Here is a 23,609-nt window from a genome sequence, read left to right as displayed (position 1 = left end):
AGGTCAAAATCCCATGAACACTAGTGATAACCGTTGGTATGACTAGGTGTTAGGCAAGGCTATGCGCACAGAAGTTGTAACTCCTGGTTGACCGTTGCAACGATTCTGCGCACAATTGTGCGCACAGGCTCCTGTGATGCTTCAAGGCAGTTGGTCATGGCTTCTACGAGAGAGCAATGGTTCGTAACTTGCAGAAAGCTGCTCAAGGCCGAGCAAGGCTTCGGTTGGTCCATTCGTGACCATCGCGGAACTGTGCAGCTCACGCGCCGTTTCGAAGACGGTTCAAGGTCTTCTGCGTATCTGCCGTTGCCCTGGACCAAGGCCAGTTCGACTCCAATCTTGAACTGGGTCAAGGCCGTGCGTGAGCTGATGGAGGTTCAGCAGCTCTCTCTCTCCAAGGCGGTGAAGCTGTACGGAGATTCTTTGGATGATCCGAAAAAGCCTTCTGCAAGCGTTGCCGGTGTCACTGGCCAAAAAGCGTGGGAATCAGCTCTTGCCAGCTTCATGGCGACAAAGGCTGGCAATCGCCCCAACACTCTGAAATGGACCTCAGCTCGCTTGAACAAACTGCTGCAAACCCTAGAGTCAGCACCAAAGCCACGCAATGGTGAAGCGGCTCTGCAGGCTTATGCGGAGCAGCATTTTTACGATACGGACGGCAACGTTTCCGTCAGTGCTGGCGGCCAAGGGCGAATCCGAGCTTTGAAAGATTGCTCGGCATTTCTGAAATGGTCTGTCGAGCGTCAGATGGTTCCGCCACGGTTCGCACCACCATCAGGTTCACAAGGCACTGAGCTGATGCGTCAGCTGACCGGTACGGCCAGCGCACAGGTTGAAGCGGACAAAACCACACCACCACTCAAGAGCAAGCAGATCAGTGATCTTTTGGATGAACTGGAGAGTGCTGGCCGCCACGATCTGAAATTGTGCGTTGGGCTGATCGCTTATCTCGGATTACGACCAGGTGAAATTGCGGTGCTTCAGGTGCAAGACGGTCAAGCGACTGTTGGTCATATCAAACGAAACCATCGCACTATGCACAAACCGATCAAGGCACCTGACCCTGTGATGCCTCTGGCCATTGCGGGTCGGCCTGTAGGCGAAGCTGAGCAGATGCTGACAGCATTCGAATCTGGCTTAGTGAAGCTGCCGAAGGCCGTACGCAACCAAATTTCTACAATAGAGAAGAAGAATAGTTTTCAAGGTGTTGGTGGTGAGGTCGGGCAGCAGCTGAATCGCTTCCCCTACTGGCGAGACGTCATCAAAGCTGGCAACGCCAACATCACAGCAAACTCATTCCGGCATGGCTGGGCGTATCGAGCGCATATTGAATCTGACAATCACATGCACGAACGAGTCGCTGCAAAGTGGCTTCGGCACTCGCTTCTGACCCATCTCAGGCATTACGGTCACTGGCTTGATCGCGAGTCTATGGATGCTGCGCTGAAGAAAACTAATGCCGGTGTTGCAGTGGCAAAAGGCCAGACTTGAGCCTTTAAGTTATGGCATACCAAATTACTTTCATTGTTGGCTGACACCATCTATGGTGTCTTTGGCTTGCCAAAGCTTGCAACGTGCTGCAGAATGTGGTCACAGGCGTTATGCGTCTGACGCGAATGCTGCCTTCGGCGGCTCGCTATGACCGGCTGAATCGAGTGGCTACATTCGATTCACTATGTGAGCACTGGTTATGCCGGTGTGGTCAGAAACTGAAGCTCTGCTCTAGTCCCATGCAACTTCTTTCTTTAACCACGCTTAATTTTAATGGATTTAACAATGGAGAGGCATCGGCTTGTCTTAAAGACAGCTGATGCTGCCTATGCGATGAAAATGTCGCAGGGCCACTTAAAACGTCAGATGGATTCCAAAGGTGGTCCTCTGATAGCTGGCGAAGATTATTTTCTCGGTGCACACAAAACATCCCCAATTCGTTGGGACGTTGAAAGTTGCCGTGAAAAATTTCACCAGCTTGGAATGCTTAGCCGTAAGGAGCAAGCATAAAAATGACCCACAACCGAATAGGTCACGGGCCAGATCCAGCCAAGGATGAGGCCATTCTAAGTGACCTACTGCCGTAACAGCAGTAGGTCGACCTGTTTAGATCGCCCTCTGTGACTCAATAATCTTCTGTCATTTCGAGTGCAGTGCGCAGATTGGTGCGCAGAGTATTCAGCGCCTGGTGTTGCAATGGCGATAACCCCAACCTGGTTTCTTTGCCTTCTCAGCTTCGTCATCAAGCCGTCGACGTAACAGCAGCTCGTACAACATCTTCTGTGCACCGACCGCTGCGCCGTACTGCTTGTCCTGCTCGGCTTTCAATGCAATGCGTTGAAGTGATGTCGCCATGTGCACCATCAGATGTTGAGCATCGTGCGAATCCATGCCCAACTGCAGCTGGTTGTGTGCCCAACGACAGTCCCGTTGCGCAGAACTTCTGCTGCACCCCCATTGCGCCATCTGTGCGGTCACTACATCACTAAAACCTTTTCCCTCGCTGACCAGCGTTAACGCTGATTCACGACGTCGGTTGCGCTCAGCTCTGCTGGTTCTGGCCATTTCTCAGCTCCTCTACAATGGATAAATCTGTTGCGCAGCGACTCGCATCAAACGCGCAAATCCTTTTAAATGCCCAAGAAAACACCACCAGAAGAGCACCTCAGAGATGTAAAGTAACACGGAAAAAATGCCTAATCGACGCAAAACAAAGGAGCAACATCTAGCTGAAATAGTCTCTCACGGGAGAGTAGAACTTGTAGGCGAATTTCTTGGTAACGAGAGAGACACTTATTACTTGTGTCTAAGACACGATGAAGTTTATACGTCTAAGCCATGCATCGTAGCAAGAGGCTGGGGGCTTGAGTGCTGCGCAAGGCATCGTGCGCAAGAAGCTAATCAAAGGAAGAGGGATAAAGCGGCAGCAACTTACGATGAAGATCTTGCCAAGTTTGGAAAAGTAATTCGACTCGAAGAATATATTGATAAGGATACGCCCATCTATCACCTTTGCTTAAAACATCAAAAACATTTTGAAGCCGCTCCCAACCACTGCAAAAAGGGCCAAGGCTTAAGATGTTGTATGTTAGAGGCTAATAGAGAAAGAGGGAGAGAAAAAGATAGAAAAAATGCTGAGAGTTTTCAGGAACGTCTAGCAAACTACAATCCCACTCTTGTATGGGTTTCAGGTGAATACATTACCTGCAGATCCGTACTGAATTTTTACTGCACACGTCACAACGAAGTGCACCCAGCAAAGCCAAAAGATGTTTTGCAGAGGCGGCTGACGGGACCCAAGAAGGGCCACAAAAGTGGTATTAAATGCTGTCATATTGCCCAATGTATAGCGAATGGAAAAAAAGTAGGTCCTGCCTTAGGCAGAAAATATGGACCAATATATTCTGCACATAATGGAAAAACTAATGATACCGTTTGGAGAGCGTTGTCTGGCACTCTTGCTTATGGAGGCAACTGTGAGCTATATCTGCACGAGTCCCCTAACCCGAAATGCTCAAAGTACGGAATAAGTAGCAACAAGAAGCGAAGGTCTTCACAAGGTAAATACGGGCCCGAATTAATTGCACCTCGCTTTTTCCCTGATAGATCTGACTGCGTCCTTATTGAACAAGCATTTAAATTTGGGTGGGGACTTCAGGATATCCCAGAGGATCTTAGGGATTGGACAGGGAAAACAGAGCTTACCCAATTGCCGCCAGCTGAGTTTGAGTCCATTATTTCAGAACTTGAAAGTGAATTGATTTCATTGGGCAAGTGGCAATTTGCAGAAAAATACTGTGACCCTGCACAAGTAAAAAGAGCCCGTTCAGTGGTGAAATCAATAAATGAAATGGAACTCGATTAACTCTGGTCTCATGGCAACAAATCTGCTTCTTTAAAGAGCTGCTCGACGAGTGATAGCTCCACGTCGTCTAGGTTATCTGCCAGATTTGCAATGACGCTAGCCACAGCGGCTTTAGTTATTCGCAACCATTCCTCTCTGGCGCAACTCTTGGGCCATCGGTTAACGCTATGCAACAGAGGAACGTCTGGGACGTGATCAAAAAGGTTTGGCATCAGTAGTGGTTGCACTGGAATTTTCAGACTGTCTAGAGTTATGAGTTGTCAAGCAAGTGCTTGAGACGTTGCCTGAGATCCACAGCTGCATCTCTTTGATCGAGCAGGCCGCCGGACTGCAGTTCAATCTCCCGGCTGAGGTTGGTGATTTGGCGTTCCAGCTCTGCAACATGGGCGGTGAGCTGGTCTCTGTAGAAGGGCTTGGCGACAGCCTTGGGCAACCAGTTGACCCAGGTCTCCTCAACGAAGCTCGCTGGCATACCGCTGAAGCTTGGATCAGCCTCCAGCGCATGATCGCGATGGGTTAGCTGACGGTCGAGGAGTCTTCTGCTGTCCTCTGGCTGGCAATGCAGCCAACCCAGAACAGGGTGCGGTCGAGCAAGCATCAGAAGAACCTCCCAGTCATTGGGTTGATGCCACTGATGAGCTGCTGCTCGCGGACCTTGGCAGCGCTCTCGTTACTGTCGCGGAGGCGCTCTGTGCGCATCGCTAACGACTGCGCTGCAAGGGCTCTGGCCTCCTTCTCCTCGTCCATACGGTGACGAATGCCAGGGTCTATGCCGCAAAAGTGAGCTAGCTCTGCGGAATCTTGTGCAATAAGAGATGTAAGTGTCAGATTTGACCTGATTTTTGCTAGGTCGACCGGTTGACCATAACGACGTGTTGGTATGAGATGTTTTGTGCCATCGATCTTGGCGATTCTGGCTTCAAGCTGACGAGCCTGAGTTTCGACTTGCGATGCAGATTGGTACGACGCCTTGATCTGGTCGTCGATTGATTGAAATTCAGCTGACATGAGTTGCTATGCGGCGGCTTTGGGGACTTGCTAATGGGTCGTAGGACGGCACATGTGGCAAGTCATCATCAATTTCAAAGACTGCACGCTGACGTTCAATACTGGCTTCAAGACGAAGACGATTGATGATCAGGTCAGCCTGAATAGGTAGCTGACGTTTGGGCACTAAAATGCATATCTGGGATATATACAGCTTAGCTGTTTTGAGTATTCTGTGAACACTCAGTTTTACGGTGGACTGGCGGCTCAGCGCAACAGATAGGGGCCGCTTCGGCGGCTTCTTTTTTGCCGGTTCTAGTTATAAAGGCAATTATTTATAGGCACTGAATTACGAAATAAATGACGAGATGCATTTCAGGCGGCGGGTTTTGGGCGATTGTGCGCAAAAATTGCTGTGATCTGTTGCGGCAGAGGCGGTTGCAATGAATCTGCGCACAATTCTGCGCACAAGGCTGCAAGATGAAATGAAAAATGGCTCTCAGAAACGCTGAGAACCTTTGGTATAACTAACGCCCCCTGATGGATTCGAACCATCGACCGACTGCTTAGAAGGCAGTTGCTCTATCCAGCTGAGCTAAGGGAGCTGCCGATCGCATTCTGCCAGCCACCTAAGGCTCCTAGAGTTTGGAGCTCCTAAACGACATTGATGGCCCCACGTCGTCTTAGCGAAAGCGAGAAGCAGGACCTGGTGGGTCGTTACAAGGCTGGAGAGTCCACTGTTGCCCTGGCGGAGGTCTTCGGTTGCAGCCCAAACACCGTGACTCGCACGGTGAAGGCGCTGCTGCCCCCAGAGGCCTATGCCGCTCTCAAGGCCAGTCGCCAGAAGACCGGAACAGTGACGCCAGTCGCGGAGGCTGCTCCTGTGGCTGTTGCAGCCGCTGATGCGGTGCAGGCGAGTGCCTCAGAGCAAGATGAGGACAACGCTGAAGCGGTTTCAAACCTGGCGTTGGACGATGCCGACGACTTCGGTGAGGACACGGATCCAGTCAATGAGGAGGAAGGGGTTGCAGCGGACGACAACTCCGAAGCGAGCCATACCTTCACTGAACTTGTGCCTTTGGTAGGGGTGGCTGATCTCAGTGATCGGCTTCCAGTGGAGGTGCAGCCTCTGCAGGCAGGCTCTCTGCCGAACAGCGTTTACATGCTTGTGGACAAGGTGGTGGAGCTCGATGCGCGCCCGTTGCGAGATTTCCCAGAACTTGCTCATCTCGAGGAGTCCGAGCTTGATCGGCAGGGCCTGTTTCTCTATGGCAATCCTCGAGCTGCCAAACGCCAGTGCGGTCGCAGTCAGCGGGTGATCAAAGTTCCTGACACGGCCGTCTTTGAACGCACGAGTCCCTACCTGTTGGCTCGCGGGATTACCCGTCTGGTCATGGATGGGAGCCTGATCGCGCTGGATGCAGCTGCGCAGGGCTGATTGATCAGTCCCAGCGTTGCTCCGGCAACATCACGGCAGCTGCACTTCCGCCGCTGACCACACCAATCACCAGCGAGAGTCCCACCAGGAAGCCCGTTGGCAGCGGTACTGATCGTGCGGATCCAACCTGGATGCTGTGGCGGTCTTTGAGGTTCTGAGCCCCCAGGCACAGAAACATGATCAGCACCGTTCCCATCCCCAGGCTGATCAGCATCAGTCGGAGACGTAACAACACCAAGGATCTTCGATATGAGCTCATTCTGACGGGTCCTGGTGAATCAATGCATACAAGCGTCGGCGGCTGATGCCGCTCTCCAGGGCGAGCTGCCGAGCTGCATCACTGGCGCTAGCACCGTTAGCGATGCATTCCTGCAATCGCGCCAGCAGTTCACTGTCATCAGGTTCTGATGGTGTTTGTTCTGGGCACCCCCCCAGTACAAGGGTGAATTCCCCTTGGGGGCGTTGCGTCTGAAAGTGCTCTAGAGCGGCCGCGATGGTTGGTCCAACCTGCTGTTCGTGTCGCTTGGTCAGCTCCCGCGCCACCTGCAGAGGGCGCTCGGCACCACAGTGCTCCTCCAGGCTTTGGAGGAGAGGCAGCAATCGGTGCGGTGCTTCGTAGAGCACGGTGGTTCTCGGCTCGCTCGCGATCTGCTCCAAGCGCTGTCGACGTTCTTTTCCTTTAACCGGCAGGAATCCCTCGAAGCAGAAGCGGCCACTGGGCAGTCCACTGCTGACCAGAGCCGTCGTAGCGGCGCAGGGGCCAGGGATGCAGATCACTTCAAAGCCTGCGCTACGCGCTTCCGCTGCCAGTTCTTCGCCGGGGTCGCTGATGCCGGGAAGTCCGGCGTCGCTGATCACCGCCACGCTGTCGCCCTCGCTCAGCGCCTGCAGCAACTGCGGTAGACGGGTGCGTGTGTTGTGCTGGTGGAAGGACAGCTTGCGGCCGCTGGCTTGCAGGCTGCTGAGCAGCTGGCCGCTGTGGCGCGTGTCTTCACAGGCAATGACGGTCACCCCAGCCAATACCGCTTTGGCTCTTGGTGAGAGATCACCAAGGTGACCGATGGGTGTGCCCACGAGATACAGGCATCCCGAGGCTGGCTCGTCCCGCTGCATCACAATGGCCAGCGCCTGTTCTGATCATGATGCCAAGCCCTGCCGTCCTGCCTGCCGGCGTCAACCAGGACGTTCTGTTGTCAGAACTCCGTCTCCTCAGCTGGGGGGCTGCCGACATCCTGAGGGCCTATGCCCGCGGCGAGCAACCGCCCCATGGATTCCCCAAGGCTCTCAGCGTCGACGATGGCGGTGAAGGCCCTGTGTCTGCTGCTGATCTGGCCGTGAACCAATGGCTGCTGGATGGCTTGTCAGCTGCGTTTCCTAAGGCTGACTGGACTCTGCTCAGTGAAGAAACGGCCAAGGAGCAGCTCACGGAAGGCCAACCGTTGCAGGCGGAGTGGCTCTGGATCCTGGATCCCTTGGACGGCACCAAGGATTTCCTCCAGGGCACAGGCGAATACGCCGTTCATCTGGCACTGGTGCGGGGGCATCGTCCCGTGCTGGGGGTGGTGCTGTTGCCGGAAGCCGATGAGCTTTGGATCGGCATCGTCGGCGAGGGCGCCTGGTGCGAAGACCGTCAGGGTGAGCGCTCGCCGGTTCGCTTCAGCGATAGAACCGCTGTTTCGGATCTGATCCTGGTGGCCAGCCGCAGCCACCGCGACGACCGTCTGGTGAAGCTGATTGACGCCCTCGTGCTTGGCGGTTCCAAGGCAGTGGGCAGCGTTGGTTACAAGGTTGCCACCATCCTGCGAGGCGAAACCGACCTCTACGTCTCCCTATCCGGACGCAGTGCCCCCAAGGATTGGGACATGGCGGCCCCTGAGGCCGTGTTGCTGGCGGCCGGTGGACGCTTCACGCACGCTGATCAGACGGACCTCGCTTACAACACTGGCGATGTGCGTCAGGCCGGTTGCCTGATCGCCAGCCATGGAAAAGCCCATGCCGAGCTCGGAGAGCGTGCGACGCGGGCGATGGCCGAGGTCGATCCCGGCTTTCAGGTTTGATCAGCTCAGCGGTGCCACCGGGGTGGGCTGAGGCTCCTCCCCGGCACCGTCGCCGCTCTGGGGCACGCCCCGCAGGGTGAGGTTGATACGACCGCGGTTGTCGATTTCCCGAACACGCACGGTGACCTCGTCACCCACCTTCACGACGTCCTCCACCTTCTCCACCCGAGCTTCGGAGAGTTGAGAAATGTGGATCATGCCTTCCTTGCCGGGCAGGATCTCGACGAAGGCACCGATGGGGATGATCCGGGTGATCGATCCGGAGAACACCTCGCCTTCATTCACTTTGCGGGTGAGGCCTTCGATGATCTTCTGAGCTTCATCAGCCGCCGCACCGTCATGGGAGGCGATGGTGACGATGCCGCTGTCCTCGATGTCGATCTTGGTGTTGGTGCGCTCTGTGATGCCTTTGATCGTGCGCCCACCAGGACCGATCACCGTGCCGATCAGCTCGGGATCGATCCGGAAACTCAGCAGGCGCGGAGCATGGGGGGACAGGCCTTCGCGTGGTGTGTCGATCGCCTCCAGCATCTTCTCAAGGATGTGCAGACGGGCTGGACGGGCCTGGTTGATCGCCTCGGCGATCGTTTTCACCGGCAGACCGGTGATCTTCATGTCCATCTGCAGGGCCGTGATGCCCTTCTCGCTGCCAGCGACTTTGAAATCCATGTCGCCGAGGAAATCCTCGATTCCCTGGATGTCCGTGAGGATGCGGATGTCATCGTCCTCCTTGATCAAGCCCATGGCCGCACCGCTCACCGGTGCCTTGAGGGGGACGCCAGCATCCATCAGCGACAGGGTGCTGCCGCAGACGGAGCCCATCGAGGTGGAGCCGTTGGAACTGAGTACTTCACTCACCACCCGCACCACGTAAGGGAAGGTGTCCTTGGCGGGTAGCACCGGCAGGATGGCCCGTTCGGCCAGGGCGCCATGGCCAATTTCGCGGCGTCCGGGGGAGCGCATCGGTCGGGTTTCGCCGACGGAATAAGGCGGGAAGTTGTAGTGGTGCAGGTACAGCTTCTCGGTGCTGGGATGGAGGTCATCCATCTCCTGGGCATCGCTGGGTGTGCCCAGGGTGGCGGTGGAGAGCACCTGGGTGAGACCACGTTGGAACAGGCCGGAACCATGGACCCGTCGAGGGAGGACCCCAGCCAAGGCACTGATGGCGCGCACCTCATCCAGGGCGCGACCATCGACTCGCTTGCCGTCTTTGAGGATCTGCTGGCGCATCAGGGTTTTGGTCAGCGCTTTGAAGCTGTTACCGAGCAGCTTCGAATTGGAGGCGGTGGCCACACGGATGGCATCGTCCTCCTTCAGGCCGGCGATGGCTTCAGCGGCTTCCGCCTTGATGGCATCCAGGGCCTTGTCGCGCTCATCCTTGGTGTGGTCGAATTTCTTCAGCACCTCGCTGATCGCTTTGGTGCACTGCTTCTCCAGGTAAGCCGGCACTGTGGTGTCCTGCTTGGGGGTCTCCGGCTTCACCTGTTCGATGCCCAGATCCTTCAGCAGTTGCTCCTGGGCTTTGATCAATTCGCAGATTGCTTCGTAACCGAAGTCGATCGCTTCGATCACATCCTGTTCGGGTAGCTGGTTGCCACCGGCCTCCACCATCACCACACCATCCGGGGTGCCAGCGACGATCAGATCGAGGTCCCCGCGTTCAATTTCGCGGTAACTCGGGTTGAGCACGAAGTCATCGCCGAGTAGGCCCACCCTCACGGCTGCCATCGGACCGTTGAAGGGAATGCCCGCCAGCAGCGTGGCAATGGAGGCACCGGTTACGGCCAGCACATCCGACGGGACACGTTCGTCCAGGGATAGACAGGTGGCGACCACCTGAAGGTCATCCCGCAGCCAGCCTGGGAACAGGGGCCGCATCGGCCGGTCAATCAGACGGGCAGTGAGGGTGGCCCGCTCGGGGGGGCGACCTTCACGTCGCTGGTAGCTGCCGGGGATCCGACCAGCGGCGTAGAGCCGCTCCTCGTAATCGCAGATGAGAGGCAGAAAATCGATGCCCTCTCGTCCGCCGGAACGGGTGGCGGTCACCAGGACGGCAGTGTCGCCGCATTCAACAAGAACGGATCCGCCCGCCTGGGGGGCAAAACGTCCGGTGGTCAGTCGAATCTCGCGTCCATCAAAGGAGATCGACTGGGTTTGTCCTTGCACGACGGTTTATGTCCACTTGTCAACCGATAGTTTGACATTTCACCGCATCCGCTCACCAAAAAAGGGAGCCGAAGCTCCCTTTGCAGAACCATTCATGCTGTTGGGTCAACAGCGAATCTCACCAGCTGGACTTCACAACGCCGGGGAGTTCGCCTTTGTGTGCTCGCTCGCGCAGTTGGTTACGGCAGAGGCCGAAGTCGCGATAGTAGCCACGGGGTTTACCGGTGGCCCAGCAACGATTGCGGATGCGGCTGGGGGCACTGTTCCTGGGCAGCGCCTGAATCTTGCGATGAATCTCCAGACGATCCATGGGATCGTCCGCTGCATTGAACGCCGCCATCAGCGCCGCACGCTTGGCCGCATATCGCTCGGCCATTTTCTTGCGCTTGACGTCGCGGGCGATCATCGACTTCTTAGCCATGCAGCTCTGGAGCGGCGGTAGGACGAACCAAGGAGCATACACGGCGGCACTCTTCGTAATCAGCGACCTCCCATCAGCTGCTGAACCACGGACAACTGGCTGGTGTCCCGCACGATCAGCACCAAGGTCAATCCAACGATCAACAGGAAACCCGATTGAGCCACTGCCAGTTGCAGACGCTCAGGCACTGGGCGACCCCGGATGGCCTCAATCACCAGGAGCAGCATCTGTCCGCCGTCCAGCAGCGGCAGAGGCAGGGCGTTCAGCACCGCCAGATTGATTGAGATCAGCGCCATGAACAGCACAAGGCCTGAACCTCCCTGCTCACTGAGCTGGGCCCCCATTTCCACGATCTTCACCGGACCACTCACCTGACTCGCGGTGGCCCGGAAGTTGGTGATCAGGCCTCCATAACCTGCCACCGTCTGCTTCAGCAGGTTCTGAAATTGCCCGAGGGTGTAGCTGAACAGCTCTCCTGGGTTGGCTGCTGTCCTGGCTTCCCCGCTGAGGTTCATTTGAAGCTGAGCGCCGATGCGTCCCTGCCCCTGTTGGTTGAGCGGCGTCATGCTGATCACCTCCAATCGCTGATCCCTCTCGCGCTCAAGCTTGAGCGTCTGATCGGGGGAGCTTTTGATTGTCTCCACCATGGATCTGACGCCCTCCTGGCCTGCGGAAAGAAGGTCTCCTTCCAAGCTGAGGACACGATCACCTGGGGTCAGCCCAGCGCGATCAGCGGCTCCTCCCGGTTGAACCGCCACCACTAGCACCCCTGGATCAGGTTCCGCAGGCAACCCCACCAGGGCAGCCTGTCCAAACAAGACCACGAGCGCCAGCAGCAGGTTGGCCAGCACTCCCGCAGCGATCACGAGGGCTCGCTGCGGGATGGGGCGGTTGCGCAGCAGGTCCGGGTCGTCAGCAGGAATGGTGCTGTCCTCGTCGTCGTCTGGAAAGGCGACGAACCCCCCCAGGGGCAGGGCCCTAATCGCGTAGGTGACTCCGCGCCGCTGGCGTTTGATCAGTGCCGGGCCAAAGCCGATTGAAAAGCCGCTGACCCGGATCCCCTGCAGGGTGGCTGCAAGGAAATGACCGGCCTCGTGAACAACGATCAGCAGCGCCAGAACGGCCAGAGCCGCGAACACATTCATGCCGTTCTCAATCGCGCAATCGAGTCATTCTGGCTGGAGTCGTTCACAGCCGACGTAGGGCACCAGAGCTTTCGGCAGCAGAACGCTGCCATCGGATTGCTGGCCGGTTTCCAGCAGAGCCGCCATCGTGCGCCCCACAGCCAGTCCACTGCCGTTGAGGGTGTGCACGAGTTTTGTGGATTTGCCTTCCTTGGTACGAATGGCAGAACGGCGGGCCTGGAAATCTCCGCACACGCTGCAGCTGGAGATCTCCCGGTAAGCCGCTGCACCCGGCAACCAGACCTCGAGGTCGTAGGTGCGTTGCGCTGAGAAGCCGATGTCTGCTGTGCAGAGATCAAGAACCCTGTAGGGAAGTTCCAGTGCCTGAAGAACGGCTTCCGCATCGGCGGTGATCTGAGCGTGGGCTTCTGCGGAATGGTCCGGGTGGGTGAACCAGTAGAGCTCAACCTTGTTGAACTGGTGCAGACGAATCAGCCCGCGAGTGTCACGTCCGTAACTGCCGGCTTCCCGGCGGAAACATGGGGTGTAGGCCGCGTAGCGGAGCGGCAGCTGATCGGCGGGAATGATCTCGTCGCGATGCAGTGAGGTCACCGGCACCTCGGCGGTTGGGGTCAGCCAGAGGTCGTCCTCCGAGCAACGGAAGCAGTCATCGGCGAATTTGGGCAGCTGCCCCGATCCCGTGAGGCTGGCGCTGTTCACCAGCACCGGAGGCATCACTTCTCGGTAGCCCTTGCTGGTGTGCAGGTCCAGCATGAAATTGATCAGTCCCCGTTCCACCCGAGCGCCATGTCCTATCAAGGTGACAAAACGGCTCTGGGCGATGCGGACGGATCGCTCAGTGTCGAATAAGTGGAGTCGTTCGGCGATCTGCCAGTGCTCCTCCAGCCCTTCCTCCTGTCTTGGGCTGCCCCAGCGGCGCAGCTCGACGTTGTCGCTCTCGTCCTTTCCCTCCGGACAGTCCGGTGAAGGCAGGTTGGGGTAGGTGAGCAGTTGTTCCTTCAGTTGCGTGGAGAGGTGCTTCTCCTCTTCTTCCAGCACCGCCACCTTCTGTTTGATGGCGTTGCCCTGCTGCCTGAGTTCAGCGACCTCTTCCCCTTTGGGGTCGGCACCCCCTTTGATCTTCTGGCCGACCTCCTTGCCGATGCGGTTGCCTTCGGCCTGGAGGCCACTGCGTTCTTCCTCAAGCTTGCGCTGCTGCTGAGCGATCACCTGAAGCCGGGTGAGATCAACGGATTTCCCCCGACGCCCCAATTCAGTGGCAATGACGTCGGGATTCTCACGCACCAGGCGCTGGTCGAGCACGGATCCTGCAGAGGAGGCGCCGGCAGCCTATGGCAAGCCGATCAGAGAACTTGTCCGAGCATCACAGCAGCTACGGCAGAGAACACGGTGATGCCGAGAGCTGTGATCGGATTCTGTCCCTGGGCCACGGCCACGGTGGTGATGACGCCAGCGCCAAGACAGGCCACTGCGAGCTGGGTGGTGATGTCGTTCGGGCGTTCCACGGGTTGAAATCGATTGATCGGACCGTAGGGATCGCTTTTAACCGCGTCTTCACCTGAAGCTTGCTTCGTTACGTGGGGTCAGGCTTCTTTACGTCCCGCAATGGACGCCGGCCGGGCGCGGCCGCTGGAGGCCCAAGCCTGGAGGGCTTCCAGTTGTTCTCGTGCCGTTCTGGACAAGGGGATCAGCTGTGAGGCAGCACGGATCAGGTCGGTTTCATTCAGCTCACGGCCTTCTGCGAATGCCAGATGCATCGCTTCGATCACGGTCTGTTCCAGCTCGGCGCCGGAGAACCCTTCGCACCGGCTGATCACCGTGTCCAGCGGCAGCTGCAGACCTGGGCGGCGTCGATTGAGATGCAGGCTGAGAATGCTGCGTCGCTCCTCCATCGAGGGGAGGTCCAACAGGAAGATTTCGTCAAAGCGCCCCTTCCGAAGCAGTTCGGGTGGCAGCTGGTCGACACCGTTGGCCGTGGCGACAACGAACACCGGAGACTGTTTTTCGGCCATCCAGGTGAGCACGCTGGCCAGCACCCGTTGACTCGTACCCCCGTCACTGCGGCCATCACCACCGAAGCCCTTGTCGATCTCATCAATCCAGAGCACACACGGCGCCATGGCTTCCGCCCGCTGGATCGTTTCGCGGGTGCGGGCCTCACTGGCACCGACGAGTCCGGCAAACAGACGCCCCACATCCAGACGAAGCAGGGGCATCGACCAGCTGCGGGCGATGGCTTTCGCTGTGAGGGATTTGCCGGTTCCCTGGGGGCCCACCAGCAGCACGCCCCGTGGCATGGGCAGTCCGAAGCGACGGGCCTCGTCGGAAAAGGCTCGATGACGCTGCTGCAACCAGTCCTTGAGAGCCTCCAGGCCACCGATCGCCTCGGTGCCGGACTCTGTGACGCAGAACTCCAGCACCTCACTGCGGGCAATGCTCTGACGTTTCTCCTCGAGAACTTCCTCCAGGTCTGCAGCACCAAGCTGACCGCGACGGGCCAGGGCTCGGGCCGCGACCTGGCGGACCCGCTGTTCACTGAGGCCGCTGCAGGCTCGCGTGAGCTCCTCGAGCACTGTGGGCTCCAGTGGGGTGCCACTGCTGAGGCTGATGGTGTTCAGCAGGCCGCGGAGCTCATCGGTGTCCGGTAACGGCAGATCGAGAAGGGTGAGGGTTTCGTCCAGATCCGTTGGCGGCGACCAGCTGCCGCTGCAGAGAACCAACGTATGGGCGGTGCTGCGCAGTGCTTGTTGGAGGTTGCGCAGCATCCGGGCGATGCCGGGGTCATCGCAGAAGCGATGGAAGTCCTTCACCAGCAGAAGGGTCGGTCTGCTGCTGTCCAAGTCTCGCAACCACTGCAGAACAGCCATCGGCTGACGACTCCCCAGCCCCTCAACGTTCAGAACGCCTTGAAGGCCGTCGATGAAATCCCAGCAACCCAACTGATGCTGCAAACGGGTAGCTGTCTGCGTCAATAGCGCTTCCACCCGCGCTTCTTCGTTGCTGCGGATCCAGATCAGAGCCGTTCTCGCTCGGATCAGCAGATCGAACTGATCACACCAGCTGGTGCAAGCTGTCATGGCTGTTGCAAACCCCGCAGCGCAGCCCAGCGGGGATCGATCGGTTCAGCTGAAGCTCCTACAGACGCTTCAGGGCGGATCGTCGGTCCCGGACAGTGTTTGCCGCAGTGATTCACCACAGGCAGCTGCAGGTTCAGCTGTTCGAACACCCATTGCTGGGGATTGAAATCCCCCCTGGGATCGAGGCATTCGACCAGCCCCTCCATCGCGGCGATGTCCTCGGAGTTTTGAAGCTCTTCCTCCGTCGGTGGTGATTGACCCAGCCAGATCAATTCCGAGCTGCTGCAACGGAGATGATGGTTGTACTGGCCGAGACAGCGGTCACAGCAGAGGTTCACGATGGTGGACAGCTCTCCTTCCACGATCAGAACGTTGCCGCGATGTTCGGCATTGAGTTGGCCCCGCACTGGGGTCAACGACGTCAGTTGATCAAGATGTCCTTCGACGGACCAGTGGCGAGGAGCCCCCAGCACCCGGAGTTCCTGAAGGGGAAAAGGCTCTAGGCCTTCAATCATTTGCCGCCTTTGGGTTCAAAGGGAAGGCGGGCATCGCCAGCGCCAGCCGACGTCGCTGTGGCGGGCACCGTCTGCTGGGTCATCTGTTGGTCAAGGATTTTCTGGAGGTTGTCCGGCAGCGCTTCACGGGTGAGCAGGAAGGTCTGCAACGCCTGGAAGATGTTGGCGATCACCATGTAAAGCAGAACGCCGGCGGGAAGCGGGAAGAACAGGAACATTCCCGTGATCATCACAGGGGTGATCTTGTTGGCAGTGGCCTGCTGTGGGTTGGCCGGCATACCCATCCCCGACAACAGCTGGGATAGGAACAGAGTGAGTCCGAAACCACCAACCAAGATGGCGATATCCCAGTTGATGTCTCCGTCGGCGTAGAAGCCAACCTGACCCAGGGCCTTGATGAACAGGAAACCGCTGCGGGCCGCTAGTCCAGGGATTTTGGCTTCCACAGTGGCGTCACCGGCGGCCAGGGCGGTGATGGTGCCGTCATCGCTGACGCTCACTACGTCATCGCCCTTGGTGATCGACCAGTTGGGGGCAAATCTTGAAGGGTTGTCCACAGCGGTGAGCACGTCATCGAAGCCCCTCCCGTCTTTGGTGTGGAGATTGACCGTGGCGCTGTCACCTACACCAAGCTTTGTGCCGCGGGGGAGGCTGGCGATGACGGGAACGTGATCGGTTTCCGCAATGAAGATCGAATGGCTGGCGCTGTTGAAAGGCTTGGGCTCCACAGCAGCAATCTGATCGGCTGGCAGAACCTTGAGGTTGATCGTGTAAGGAACATCGGCGAACGGTGATCCCCTCAGGGTGGCGAAAAGGGCGAAAAGGATCGGCATCTGCACTAACAACGGCAGACATCCCGCCAAAGGACTACCGAACTCCTTCATCACCTTGCCGAGTTCCTCCTGCTGCTTCTGCAGGTTATTGGCGTAGCGGCTCTTGATTTCAGCCTGACGCTTCTGGATCACAGGCTGCGCAATGCGCATGCGCCGAGCGCTGCGGATCGATCCGGCGCTGAGGGGATAGAGGGCGACGCGGATGACGATCGTGAGGGCCACGATCGCCAGGCCGTAACTGGGAACCAATCCGTAGAAGAAATCCAGGATCGGGATCAGCAGGTTGTCGGAGATGTACCCGATCACGTTGAAGAACCCGTGGTTGGTGACGTTGTGGTGCCAGTGTGCACGAACATCTGATTCAGGCGGCGAATCCCTCGACCGGCTTGTCTGCAGGTGCGGATGAGCGGGAGGCCATGCGTTCGAGGATGTAGGCCTCTGTCTCGCGGAAGCTCGGCACAGAGCGCATTTCAAGACGGGCGCCGTCATTCAGCACCAAGACCATGTCGCCCCATGCGCCAAAGCCTCTAGACACGCTGCGAACCTCCTTGATTTGGGAGTAAACGACCTGGGTTTTCTCCTTGCCCATCCAACCGCCCGTAACAGAGATCCTTCGACTGGTGATGCGGAAACGCAGCCAGACGGCCCGGACAATGGCCCCGATCGTGAACGGCAATCCGATCAAAGTGACACCCAGCAGGAGGTTGAAGATCAGATCACCCTTGGCCGGGCCACCGTCGTAATAAACGTCCTCTTGGATGCTGGTCATTGGCCCAGGCCTGCACAACTGAGAAGACTGTCGCATTCTTCGAGCAACTGTGATGGATCCGCCTCGGACGCTTCAGGGCGAAGGCTGATCAACACCCATCGACCCGCGAGATCCCCGCGATGTTCGAGCTGCTGACGCAGGTGTTGATGCAACAGGCGACGCAGGCGGTTCCGGCGCACAGCCCGTTTACTCACTTTGTTGCTGATCACCAGGGCGCAGCGACAGCAGCGCGTTGGATGTCGCCGCAATTCCGGTCGCAGCAAGCGTGGCTCCCCTGGCATCACGCGCAACACCATCCAGTCGCCGTGATGACGGCGACCGATGCGATGCAGCCTGTTGAAGCAACGGTGCCCCCGGAGTCGCATGGAGGCGGGGAGTGCCATCAACCCTGGCGTTGTAGAAGGAGCAGAGCGATCAGCCGGATCAGACGGCAAGACGGGAACGGCCCCGCTTGCGACGGGTGCGGATCACGCGACGGCCGGTGTGGGAGCGCATGCGGACCCGGAAACCGGAGACCCGCTTCCGCTTGCGGCTGGTTCCACCCAGAGTGCGCTTCGTCATGACAGTTGGTTGGCGTCCGGCCGATCAGAACTAACGATTTTATCAGTCAGTCCAGATCAATGAGCCAGCTGCCGACGTAGCCGGACATGGGCACGTCACCGGGGGCTTGGATCAGGGCATTGAGCTGATACATCCGCTTCCCCTGAGGGTTGAACAGCTTGATGCGCAGCGAATAATCCCCCTCAACAGGAACTGGAGTGTCTGGGTAAACCTCGATCGCGGTTTGCGTCTTGTTGACCTCGATCGTGGCGGGGACTTCCTCCAGGCATCGGGTGCGGCTCATCATGCTGCCGGAGGAGGTGCGGCAGAGCGTCATCCGCTCAGGACGCAACTTGGAGTCGAAGTAGTCCGGCACCGTCACGGTCAACTTCATGATCGACGTCTTACGGTCCTTAGCCCTGAGATGCAGATACCACTCGGAGCGATCGTTCTCGATCGACGACGTCTGGAAGTAGTAGAGCTTTCTGTAGTCCCGATCGCTGTCCCAGCGGAATTCCATCAGGCCAGGAGTGCCCCCCTGTGCATGGGCGGTGGGAGGTGTCAATGAATTGCTGACAGTGGTCAGAAAGGCGGCTGCGCTGGCGCACAAGGCCTGCCGAAAAATGGACGGTTTCATGACGTTCACTCTGTTAAGGGGATTCTCCTGAGACATATGCAGGGAGGGGCGGTCCCTGGGCCGGCCGCTGAGCTGTCAGTTGTGCCCAGATCTGTCTGGTCGCAGTCGACTGGCTTCACCCAGGTATGGGTGCTGGGGGGTCTGCTCAGGCGGCAGCCACACATGGGCCAGCACTCGGATGCAATGGCACAGGTCGCCCTGAACGGCCATCTGCTGGCAGTCCAAGAGAGCAACGCTGTCCCAGCCGTTGCGCTGGCGTGCTTCTGCAGCGGGAAAACAGGCATCCAGATCCGCCGTGACGGAGAACGTCACGGACACAATCTGGGCGGGACTGATCCCGTTGCGGCTGACCAGGTCATCGATCAGCTCACGAACAGCCTGGCGGATGTCCGTCGTGGTGTTGGCAGCACATGTGGTGGCGCCTCGCAGACCCACCAGGCGAAGCGGTGTGTCATTCATGGCCGGTAAAGCCAAAGCACCTGACCACTGCCCATGAGCTCGAGGCTGAGGCGCTGCTGCAACAGAGCGATCAGCTGAGAACCCGGCAGCAGATTCATTAACTTTTTACGGGGCTTTCCCAAGGTGACCGGACGTGTGGTCTGTTCATCAAGGTCGGCCAGCCGTGCGGCGAGGCGCCGGGCATGATCTTCATCGCCCAGTTCATCGACCAAACCCAATGTTTTGGCCTGTTCACCGCTGAAGACGCGGCCATCGGCAAATCCGCGGACCGTCTCCTCCGTCAGCGATCGCCCTTCCGCCACAACGCGAACAAACTGTCCATAGCTGCTGTCGATCAGCTCCTGCAGCAGCGCGCGTTCCTCAGGGCTGAGAGGGCGGTCCGGAGAAAGAATGTCCTTGAAGACGCCGCTTTTGACGGTGTCGAAACGGATGCCAATCCGCTCAAAAACCTTTGAAAGGTCATTGCCGCGGAGGATGACTCCGATCGATCCGGTGATGGTGCCGGGGTTGGCCACGATCGATTCGGCCGCCACGCCGATGTAGACGCCACCGGAGGCCGAGATATTCCCAAAACTGGCCACCACGCGGCACCCTTTTTCCCGCAGACGCAGCAGTGCTGCATGGATCTCCTGGCTGTCGCCAACCGTTCCGCCGGGGCTGTCAATGCGTAGGAGCAGGGCAGGGAATTCACGCTCCTCTACGTCACGGAGTGCCTTGAGCACCCGCTGACGGGTGCTGCCGGTGATCGGTCCATCCACCACGATCCGTGCCATCCGGCGACGGGATTTACGGCGCCAGGGCCAGATCATCTTTCGCAACTGCAATACCCCAGATCTTAAAAAGAGCATCCTCCTCCTTTCCCATGGCACCACTGCGTCTCTGGTTGCTGATGGTGCTTCCCTTCGCGCTATGGGGAACGGCCATGACGGCGATGGCGCCGTTGATTGTCAGTGGTGGTCCCTGGTTTGTTGCGGCTTTCCGTTTGCTGCCAGCTGGTTTTGTGCTGATGGCCTGGGCCGTGATCAGTGGCCGTCGCTGGTCTCTGGATGGTCGTGACCTTCCCTGGTTCCTTCTGTTCACCCTTGTGGATGCCTGCCTGTTCCAGGGGTTGTTGGCCTGTGGGTTAGCGGAAACCGGCGCAGGGCTCGGTTCGGTACTAATTGATTCCCAGCCCCTGCTGGTGGCGCTCCTGGCCAGGGTGTTGTTCGCTGAATCGATCAACCCCATCGGCTGGCTCGGACTGGCCCTTGGCCTGGCGGGCATCGTCTGCCTCGGTGTGCCAGCAGATCTGCTGGGTCATTGGTGGTTGTTGCTGGATCCACCCCAACTGCTGCAGTTGCTTCAGCCTGGTGAGGGGTGGATGCTGCTGGCGGCTCTGGCGATGGCGGTGGGGACCGTGCTGATTCGTTATGCAGCTCGTCACAGCGATCCGGTGGCCGTGACCGCCTGGCACATGCTGCTCGGAGGCTGCCCCCTTTTGTTGGCAGCCGAATGGCAGAACGGCTGGACGCTGCCCCCCTGGTCCGTGGCGGACTGGGGGCGCATGGGCTTCGCCACCCTTTTGGGCAGTGCCCTGGCCTATGGCCTGTTCTTCTGGTTCGCCAACCGTCGTGACCTCACCACCTTCAGCAGCCTGGGTTTTCTGACGCCCGTCTTCGCTCTGGCAACAGGTGGCTGGTTGCTCGGTGAACGGTTGGATCCGCTTCAGTGGGTTGGTGCGCTGATGGTGTTGGTATCAGTGGTGTGTGTGAGCCAGCGTCGACGCCTGTGGGAGCCTCAGCCGGTGGGATGACCTCTCGCCCCCTCGATTTGATCCTGGTCAGTACTCCGATCGGTGGGTTGGGGAGTGGTCGGGGCGGTGGTGTTGAACTGACCCTGAGCTCACTGCTCAAGGGGCTGGTGGATCGAGGCCACCGGGTTCGGCTGATCGCTGCGGAGGGCTCGCGGCTGCCGGAGGGCTGCGAGGCTGTGGAGCTGCTGACTGCCCAGGGTCTGGATCAACCCAGCTGGCAGCACCTCGATGGGGAATCCCCGGTGTTGATCCCCCGTGCTGGGCTGTTGCCACGCTTCCTCGACATCTCTCTTGAGATCGGTGCGGAAGCCGATGCCGTGATCAACTTCGGCTACGACTGGCTGCCGCTGTGGATCACGCCCCACGTCTCTCAGCGGCTTTTTCACTTGATCTCGATGGGTGCCGTGGCCGATGTGATGCGGGATCAGATCGAGGCGCTGGCGTCTTGGGATCAGCAGCGACTGGCTTTTCACACGGCTCGTCAGGCGGCGGACTTCCGGCTTCCTCAACCGCCACGGGTGGTGGGCAACGGCTTTGATTTATCCCGGTATCAATTCCGCCGAGAGGCCGGCGGACCTCTGGGCTGGGCTGGTCGCGTGGCGCCGGAGAAAGGACTGGAGGATGCCGCTGCGGCAGCAGCGGCCTTGGGGGAGCAGTTGCTGGTGTGGGGGTTGCGGGAGGACCCTGCTTACGCAGAGGCGGTGGAGGCGATGGTGCCAACGGGAACCCTTCAATGGCGTGGATTCCTGCCTACCGCTGATCTGCAGGAGGAACTGGGGCGTTGCCGGGCCCTGATTAACACGCCCAAGTGGAATGAGGCCTACGGCAATGTGGTGGTGGAGGCTCAGGCCTGTGGCGTGCCAGTAGTGGCCTATGACCGCGGAGGTCCGGGCGAACTGGTGCAGTCGGGGCAGACGGGTTTCCTCGTGGAGCCTGACAACGTCTCAGCACTGTCGGATGCTCTGAAACGCGTTCCAGAGCTGGATCGTGCCGACTGTCGCGCCTGGGTGGAGGCGAATGCCACGCAGGAGGTCTTCGCCCGTCGCGTCGAAGACTGGATCCTGGCGGGACTTTCATCGTTGCCCTGAGTCGCGGATGTCAACATCGACGGATTGTCCTGAGGTGCTGCGTGGTGGTGATCTCCGGCCGCCGGCATCTGGGTGTGCTGGCCTTGGTGCTGGCCCTCGGGGTTCTGATCAACCTGTGGAGACTCGGTGCCACCGGTGTGGTGGATGAAACGCCGCCCTTGTTCGCAGCGGCTGGCCAGGCCATGACCCAGACCGGCGATTGGCTGACACCCCGGGTGAACGGCCTGCCGCGTTTCGATAAACCGCCTCTGGTGTATTGGCTGATGGCCCTGGGCTACAGCCTGCCGGGCCAGATGGTCTGGGATCCGCTTGGCAGCTGGGCGGCGCGGTTGCCTTCGGCTTTGTCCAGCGTGGCGGTGATGCTGGTATTGGGCGACACTCTCTTGCGGTGGCCTCCGGTGGGACCACGGCGGCCCGTGGCTGCTGCGTTAACGGCTGCCCTGTGTTTCGGTCTCTCGCCGTTGGTTCTGGTCTGGAGTCGCACGGCCGTCAGTGATGCCCTGTTGTGCGGACTGCTCGCCATCAGCCTGATGCTGCAATGGCGGCGGTTTGCAGCACCCGAGCGTCACCGCTGGTGGCCGGCCTGGTTGGTGCTGGGTCTGGCGGTTCTGGCGAAAGGGCCGGTGGCGGTGGTGCTCACAGGACTCACCCTGTTGTTGTTCAGCGCCCTGAGGCGTGATCTGGCCACGCCCTGGAGTCGTCTGAGACCACTTCCCGGTCTCGCTCTGACGGCCTTGGTGAGCCTGCCCTGGTACGCCGTGGAACTGCTGGTGGAGGGCCAGCCGTTCTGGGATAGTTTTTTTGGGTATCACAACCTTCAGCGCTTCACGAGCGTTGTCAATGACCATCTGCAGCCCTGGTGGTTCTTTGGCCCCGTGATGCTGGTGGCGGCCATGCCCTTCTCCCCGTTGCTGTTGCTGGGATTGGCCCGTATCCCCCGACAGCGAACATCACCAGACCAGTCCTTGCATCAGTTCGCGGGCTGCTGGTTGCTGGCGGTGCTGCTGCTGTTCACCACGGCGGCGACCAAGTTGCCCAGCTACTGGCTTCCAGCAACACCGGCTGCGGCGCTGCTGATCTGTTTTGCGCTCGGGCGTCGGGATCGCTGGCTTGCTTTGGCCTGGGCCAGCTCTTTGGCGCTAATGCTGCTACTGGCGGTCGGCTTCTGGTGTGCGCCGCTCTGGGTCCCGCTGATCAACGACCCGGAAATGCCGACCCTGGCATCTGATCTTCTGGCCAGTGGCCTGGTGTGGCGCGCGGCTGGATGGTTCAGCTGGGCGGCTGTGCTGGGGTTGGTGGTCTGGCGATGGGCTCCTGTCGTCCGATTGCTTTCGGTGCAGCTCTCGCTGGTCTGTTTTCACCTCACAGCAGTGATTCCGATTGCCGAATTGGCTGACCAATTGCGGCAGCTTCCGGTTCGGCAGGCCACTCAGACCCTGGTGGATCAGCAGCGGCCCCAGGAGCCGCTGGCCATGGTCGGCGCCATGAAACCTTCGGTTCACTTCTACGGCGGTCAGGTGATCCTGTTCGAGGGGCGATCCAATGGTGCTCTTGTGAACCTGGCGGATCGGCTGTCGAAGGAGCAACGTCGCGGCTGGCGAGGAGTTCCTTTGCAGTCTCCTGACGCCTCTCCGACCGTTCTGTTGATCATTGATGAGGGGACACGCCGGCAGAAACACTGGCGAGGGTTGCAGCAGGAGAGGCTTGGTCGTTTTGGGGTTTACTCCGTCTGGCGGGTAGAGCGGACACGCCTGAACGATCGTGCAGCGGAACTGATGGCTGATGGGGTTGATGCCGACTGGCAGAAGCCTCGACCGGAGCGGTTCTGA

Annotated in this window: 27 protein-coding genes and 1 tRNA gene; 8 read left to right on the top strand and 20 right to left on the bottom strand. The window is 59.0% G+C overall.

Annotation, left to right across the window (positions count from 1 at the left end):
• Positions 1–87 precede the first annotated feature (87 nt).
• Positions 88–1,491 (top strand): site-specific integrase, encoded by a 1,404-nt coding sequence (locus SynA1524_RS09625; protein WP_186497335.1) that lies wholly within the window; start codon positions 88–90, stop codon positions 1,489–1,491.
• A gap of 333 nt (positions 1,492–1,824) precedes the next feature.
• The gene (locus SynA1524_RS09620) at positions 1,825–2,001 is read left to right on the top strand and encodes a hypothetical protein (protein WP_286188555.1); all 177 of its coding nucleotides are present in this window, start codon (positions 1,825–1,827) and stop codon (positions 1,999–2,001) included.
• Between the two features lie 168 nt (positions 2,002–2,169).
• Here the strand turns inward: SynA1524_RS09620 and SynA1524_RS09615 are convergent, their stop codons facing one another.
• On the bottom strand, positions 2,170–2,556 hold the full coding sequence (locus SynA1524_RS09615; RefSeq protein ID WP_186497331.1) for a hypothetical protein: 387 nt from the start codon (positions 2,554–2,556) through the stop codon (positions 2,170–2,172).
• A 127-nt stretch (positions 2,557–2,683) separates the two neighbouring features.
• On the opposite strand from SynA1524_RS09615, the gene SynA1524_RS09610 reads away from it, so the two are divergent.
• Complete coding sequence (locus tag SynA1524_RS09610) at positions 2,684–3,856, top strand: hypothetical protein (RefSeq protein WP_186497329.1); 1,173 nt, start codon at positions 2,684–2,686, stop codon at positions 3,854–3,856.
• Positions 3,857–4,106: 250 nt separating this feature from the next.
• On the opposite strand, the gene SynA1524_RS09605 is transcribed toward SynA1524_RS09610, so the two are convergent.
• The 3 genes from SynA1524_RS09605 to SynA1524_RS09595 all read right to left on the bottom strand — a co-directional run bounded on the left by SynA1524_RS09605 (position 4,107) and on the right by SynA1524_RS09595 (position 5,448).
• Positions 4,107–4,454, bottom strand: a complete 348-nt coding sequence (locus SynA1524_RS09605) for a hypothetical protein (RefSeq protein ID WP_186497321.1) — start codon at positions 4,452–4,454, stop codon at positions 4,107–4,109.
• Positions 4,454–4,864 (bottom strand): hypothetical protein, encoded by a 411-nt coding sequence (locus SynA1524_RS09600; protein WP_186497319.1) that lies wholly within the window; start codon positions 4,862–4,864, stop codon positions 4,454–4,456. Before SynA1524_RS09600 ends, SynA1524_RS09605 begins: the two co-directional genes overlap by 1 nt.
• A gap of 510 nt (positions 4,865–5,374) precedes the next feature.
• Positions 5,375–5,448 (bottom strand) — tRNA-Arg (locus SynA1524_RS09595).
• A 62-nt stretch (positions 5,449–5,510) separates the two neighbouring features.
• Between SynA1524_RS09595 and SynA1524_RS09590 the strand changes: the two genes are divergently transcribed.
• Positions 5,511–6,281, top strand: a complete 771-nt coding sequence (locus SynA1524_RS09590) for a helix-turn-helix domain-containing protein (protein WP_186497317.1) — start codon at positions 5,511–5,513, stop codon at positions 6,279–6,281.
• Between the two features lie 4 nt (positions 6,282–6,285).
• Here the strand turns inward: SynA1524_RS09590 and SynA1524_RS09585 are convergent, their stop codons facing one another.
• On the bottom strand, positions 6,286–6,516 hold the full coding sequence (locus SynA1524_RS09585) for a hypothetical protein (RefSeq protein WP_186497315.1): 231 nt from the start codon (positions 6,514–6,516) through the stop codon (positions 6,286–6,288).
• Between the two features lie 20 nt (positions 6,517–6,536).
• Complete coding sequence (gene rsmI, locus SynA1524_RS09580; RefSeq protein WP_186497313.1) at positions 6,537–7,394, bottom strand: 16S rRNA (cytidine(1402)-2'-O)-methyltransferase; 858 nt, start codon at positions 7,392–7,394, stop codon at positions 6,537–6,539.
• Positions 7,395–7,420: 26 nt separating this feature from the next.
• On the opposite strand from rsmI, the gene SynA1524_RS09575 reads away from it, so the two are divergent.
• Positions 7,421–8,338, top strand: coding sequence for a 3'(2'),5'-bisphosphate nucleotidase CysQ family protein (locus SynA1524_RS09575; protein WP_186497311.1), 918 nt, complete (start codon positions 7,421–7,423; stop codon positions 8,336–8,338).
• Here the strand turns inward: SynA1524_RS09575 and SynA1524_RS09570 are convergent, their stop codons facing one another.
• The 14 genes from SynA1524_RS09570 to sppA form a co-directional block, all read right to left on the bottom strand.
• Positions 8,339–10,504, bottom strand: coding sequence for a polyribonucleotide nucleotidyltransferase (locus tag SynA1524_RS09570; RefSeq protein WP_186497309.1), 2,166 nt, complete (start codon positions 10,502–10,504; stop codon positions 8,339–8,341).
• A 118-nt stretch (positions 10,505–10,622) separates the two neighbouring features.
• On the bottom strand, positions 10,623–10,925 hold the full coding sequence (rpsN, locus tag SynA1524_RS09565; RefSeq protein ID WP_011128754.1) for a 30S ribosomal protein S14: 303 nt from the start codon (positions 10,923–10,925) through the stop codon (positions 10,623–10,625).
• Between the two features lie 59 nt (positions 10,926–10,984).
• Complete coding sequence (rseP, locus tag SynA1524_RS09560) at positions 10,985–12,070, bottom strand: RIP metalloprotease RseP (protein WP_186497307.1); 1,086 nt, start codon at positions 12,068–12,070, stop codon at positions 10,985–10,987.
• 24 nt (positions 12,071–12,094) lie between these two features.
• Positions 12,095–13,372: a serine--tRNA ligase gene (gene serS / locus SynA1524_RS09555; protein ID WP_186497299.1), complete on the bottom strand. Its 1,278-nt coding sequence runs from the start codon at positions 13,370–13,372 to the stop codon at positions 12,095–12,097.
• A 41-nt stretch (positions 13,373–13,413) separates the two neighbouring features.
• Positions 13,414–13,575, bottom strand: coding sequence for a hypothetical protein (locus SynA1524_RS09550; RefSeq protein WP_173358505.1), 162 nt, complete (start codon positions 13,573–13,575; stop codon positions 13,414–13,416).
• Positions 13,576–13,653: 78 nt separating this feature from the next.
• Entirely contained in the window at positions 13,654–15,147 is a 1,494-nt protein-coding gene (locus tag SynA1524_RS09545; protein ID WP_186497298.1) for a Ycf46 family AAA ATPase, read from the bottom strand.
• Positions 15,144–15,662 carry a YceD family protein gene (locus SynA1524_RS09540; protein WP_186497293.1) on the bottom strand — a complete coding sequence of 173 codons (519 nt, stop codon included), beginning with the start codon at positions 15,660–15,662 and terminating at the stop codon, positions 15,144–15,146. The genes SynA1524_RS09545 and SynA1524_RS09540 overlap by 4 nt, the downstream gene beginning before the upstream one ends.
• Positions 15,659–16,801 (bottom strand): membrane protein insertase YidC, encoded by a 1,143-nt coding sequence (gene yidC / locus SynA1524_RS09535; RefSeq protein ID WP_186497291.1) that lies wholly within the window; start codon positions 16,799–16,801, stop codon positions 15,659–15,661. Before yidC ends, SynA1524_RS09540 begins: the two co-directional genes overlap by 4 nt.
• A gap of 55 nt (positions 16,802–16,856) precedes the next feature.
• Positions 16,857–17,264 carry a PH domain-containing protein gene (locus tag SynA1524_RS09530; RefSeq protein ID WP_186497289.1) on the bottom strand — a complete coding sequence of 136 codons (408 nt, stop codon included), beginning with the start codon at positions 17,262–17,264 and terminating at the stop codon, positions 16,857–16,859.
• Positions 17,261–17,647 carry a ribonuclease P protein component gene (locus SynA1524_RS09525; RefSeq protein ID WP_186497287.1) on the bottom strand — a complete coding sequence of 129 codons (387 nt, stop codon included), beginning with the start codon at positions 17,645–17,647 and terminating at the stop codon, positions 17,261–17,263. Before SynA1524_RS09525 ends, SynA1524_RS09530 begins: the two co-directional genes overlap by 4 nt.
• Positions 17,648–17,687: 40 nt before the next feature.
• Positions 17,688–17,825 carry a 50S ribosomal protein L34 gene (gene rpmH, locus SynA1524_RS09520; RefSeq protein WP_011128745.1) on the bottom strand — a complete coding sequence of 46 codons (138 nt, stop codon included), beginning with the start codon at positions 17,823–17,825 and terminating at the stop codon, positions 17,688–17,690.
• A 46-nt stretch (positions 17,826–17,871) separates the two neighbouring features.
• Positions 17,872–18,441 carry a DUF2808 domain-containing protein gene (locus SynA1524_RS09515; protein WP_186497285.1) on the bottom strand — a complete coding sequence of 190 codons (570 nt, stop codon included), beginning with the start codon at positions 18,439–18,441 and terminating at the stop codon, positions 17,872–17,874.
• A 75-nt stretch (positions 18,442–18,516) separates the two neighbouring features.
• Complete coding sequence (gene aroH / locus SynA1524_RS09510) at positions 18,517–18,900, bottom strand: chorismate mutase (RefSeq protein ID WP_186497284.1); 384 nt, start codon at positions 18,898–18,900, stop codon at positions 18,517–18,519.
• Complete coding sequence (gene sppA, locus SynA1524_RS09505; protein WP_186497282.1) at positions 18,897–19,709, bottom strand: signal peptide peptidase SppA; 813 nt, start codon at positions 19,707–19,709, stop codon at positions 18,897–18,899. The genes aroH and sppA overlap by 4 nt, the downstream gene beginning before the upstream one ends.
• Before the next feature lie 53 nt (positions 19,710–19,762).
• On the opposite strand from sppA, the gene SynA1524_RS09500 reads away from it, so the two are divergent.
• The 3 genes from SynA1524_RS09500 to SynA1524_RS09490 are packed head-to-tail and all read left to right on the top strand — an operon-like array spanning position 19,763 to position 23,609.
• Positions 19,763–20,692, top strand: a complete 930-nt coding sequence (locus tag SynA1524_RS09500) for a DMT family transporter (protein ID WP_186497274.1) — start codon at positions 19,763–19,765, stop codon at positions 20,690–20,692.
• A complete protein-coding gene (locus SynA1524_RS09495; RefSeq protein ID WP_186497271.1) occupies positions 20,689–21,780 on the top strand; it encodes a glycosyltransferase in 1,092 nt (363 codons plus the stop codon). The genes SynA1524_RS09500 and SynA1524_RS09495 overlap by 4 nt, the downstream gene beginning before the upstream one ends.
• A gap of 41 nt (positions 21,781–21,821) precedes the next feature.
• Positions 21,822–23,609: an ArnT family glycosyltransferase gene (locus SynA1524_RS09490; RefSeq protein ID WP_186497269.1), complete on the top strand. Its 1,788-nt coding sequence runs from the start codon at positions 21,822–21,824 to the stop codon at positions 23,607–23,609.

This window comes from Synechococcus sp. A15-24, from assembly GCF_014280195.1.
Classification (GTDB): Bacteria; Cyanobacteriota; Cyanobacteriia; order PCC-6307; family Cyanobiaceae; genus Parasynechococcus.
This window is presented reverse-complemented; position numbering and strand designations above follow the sequence as displayed.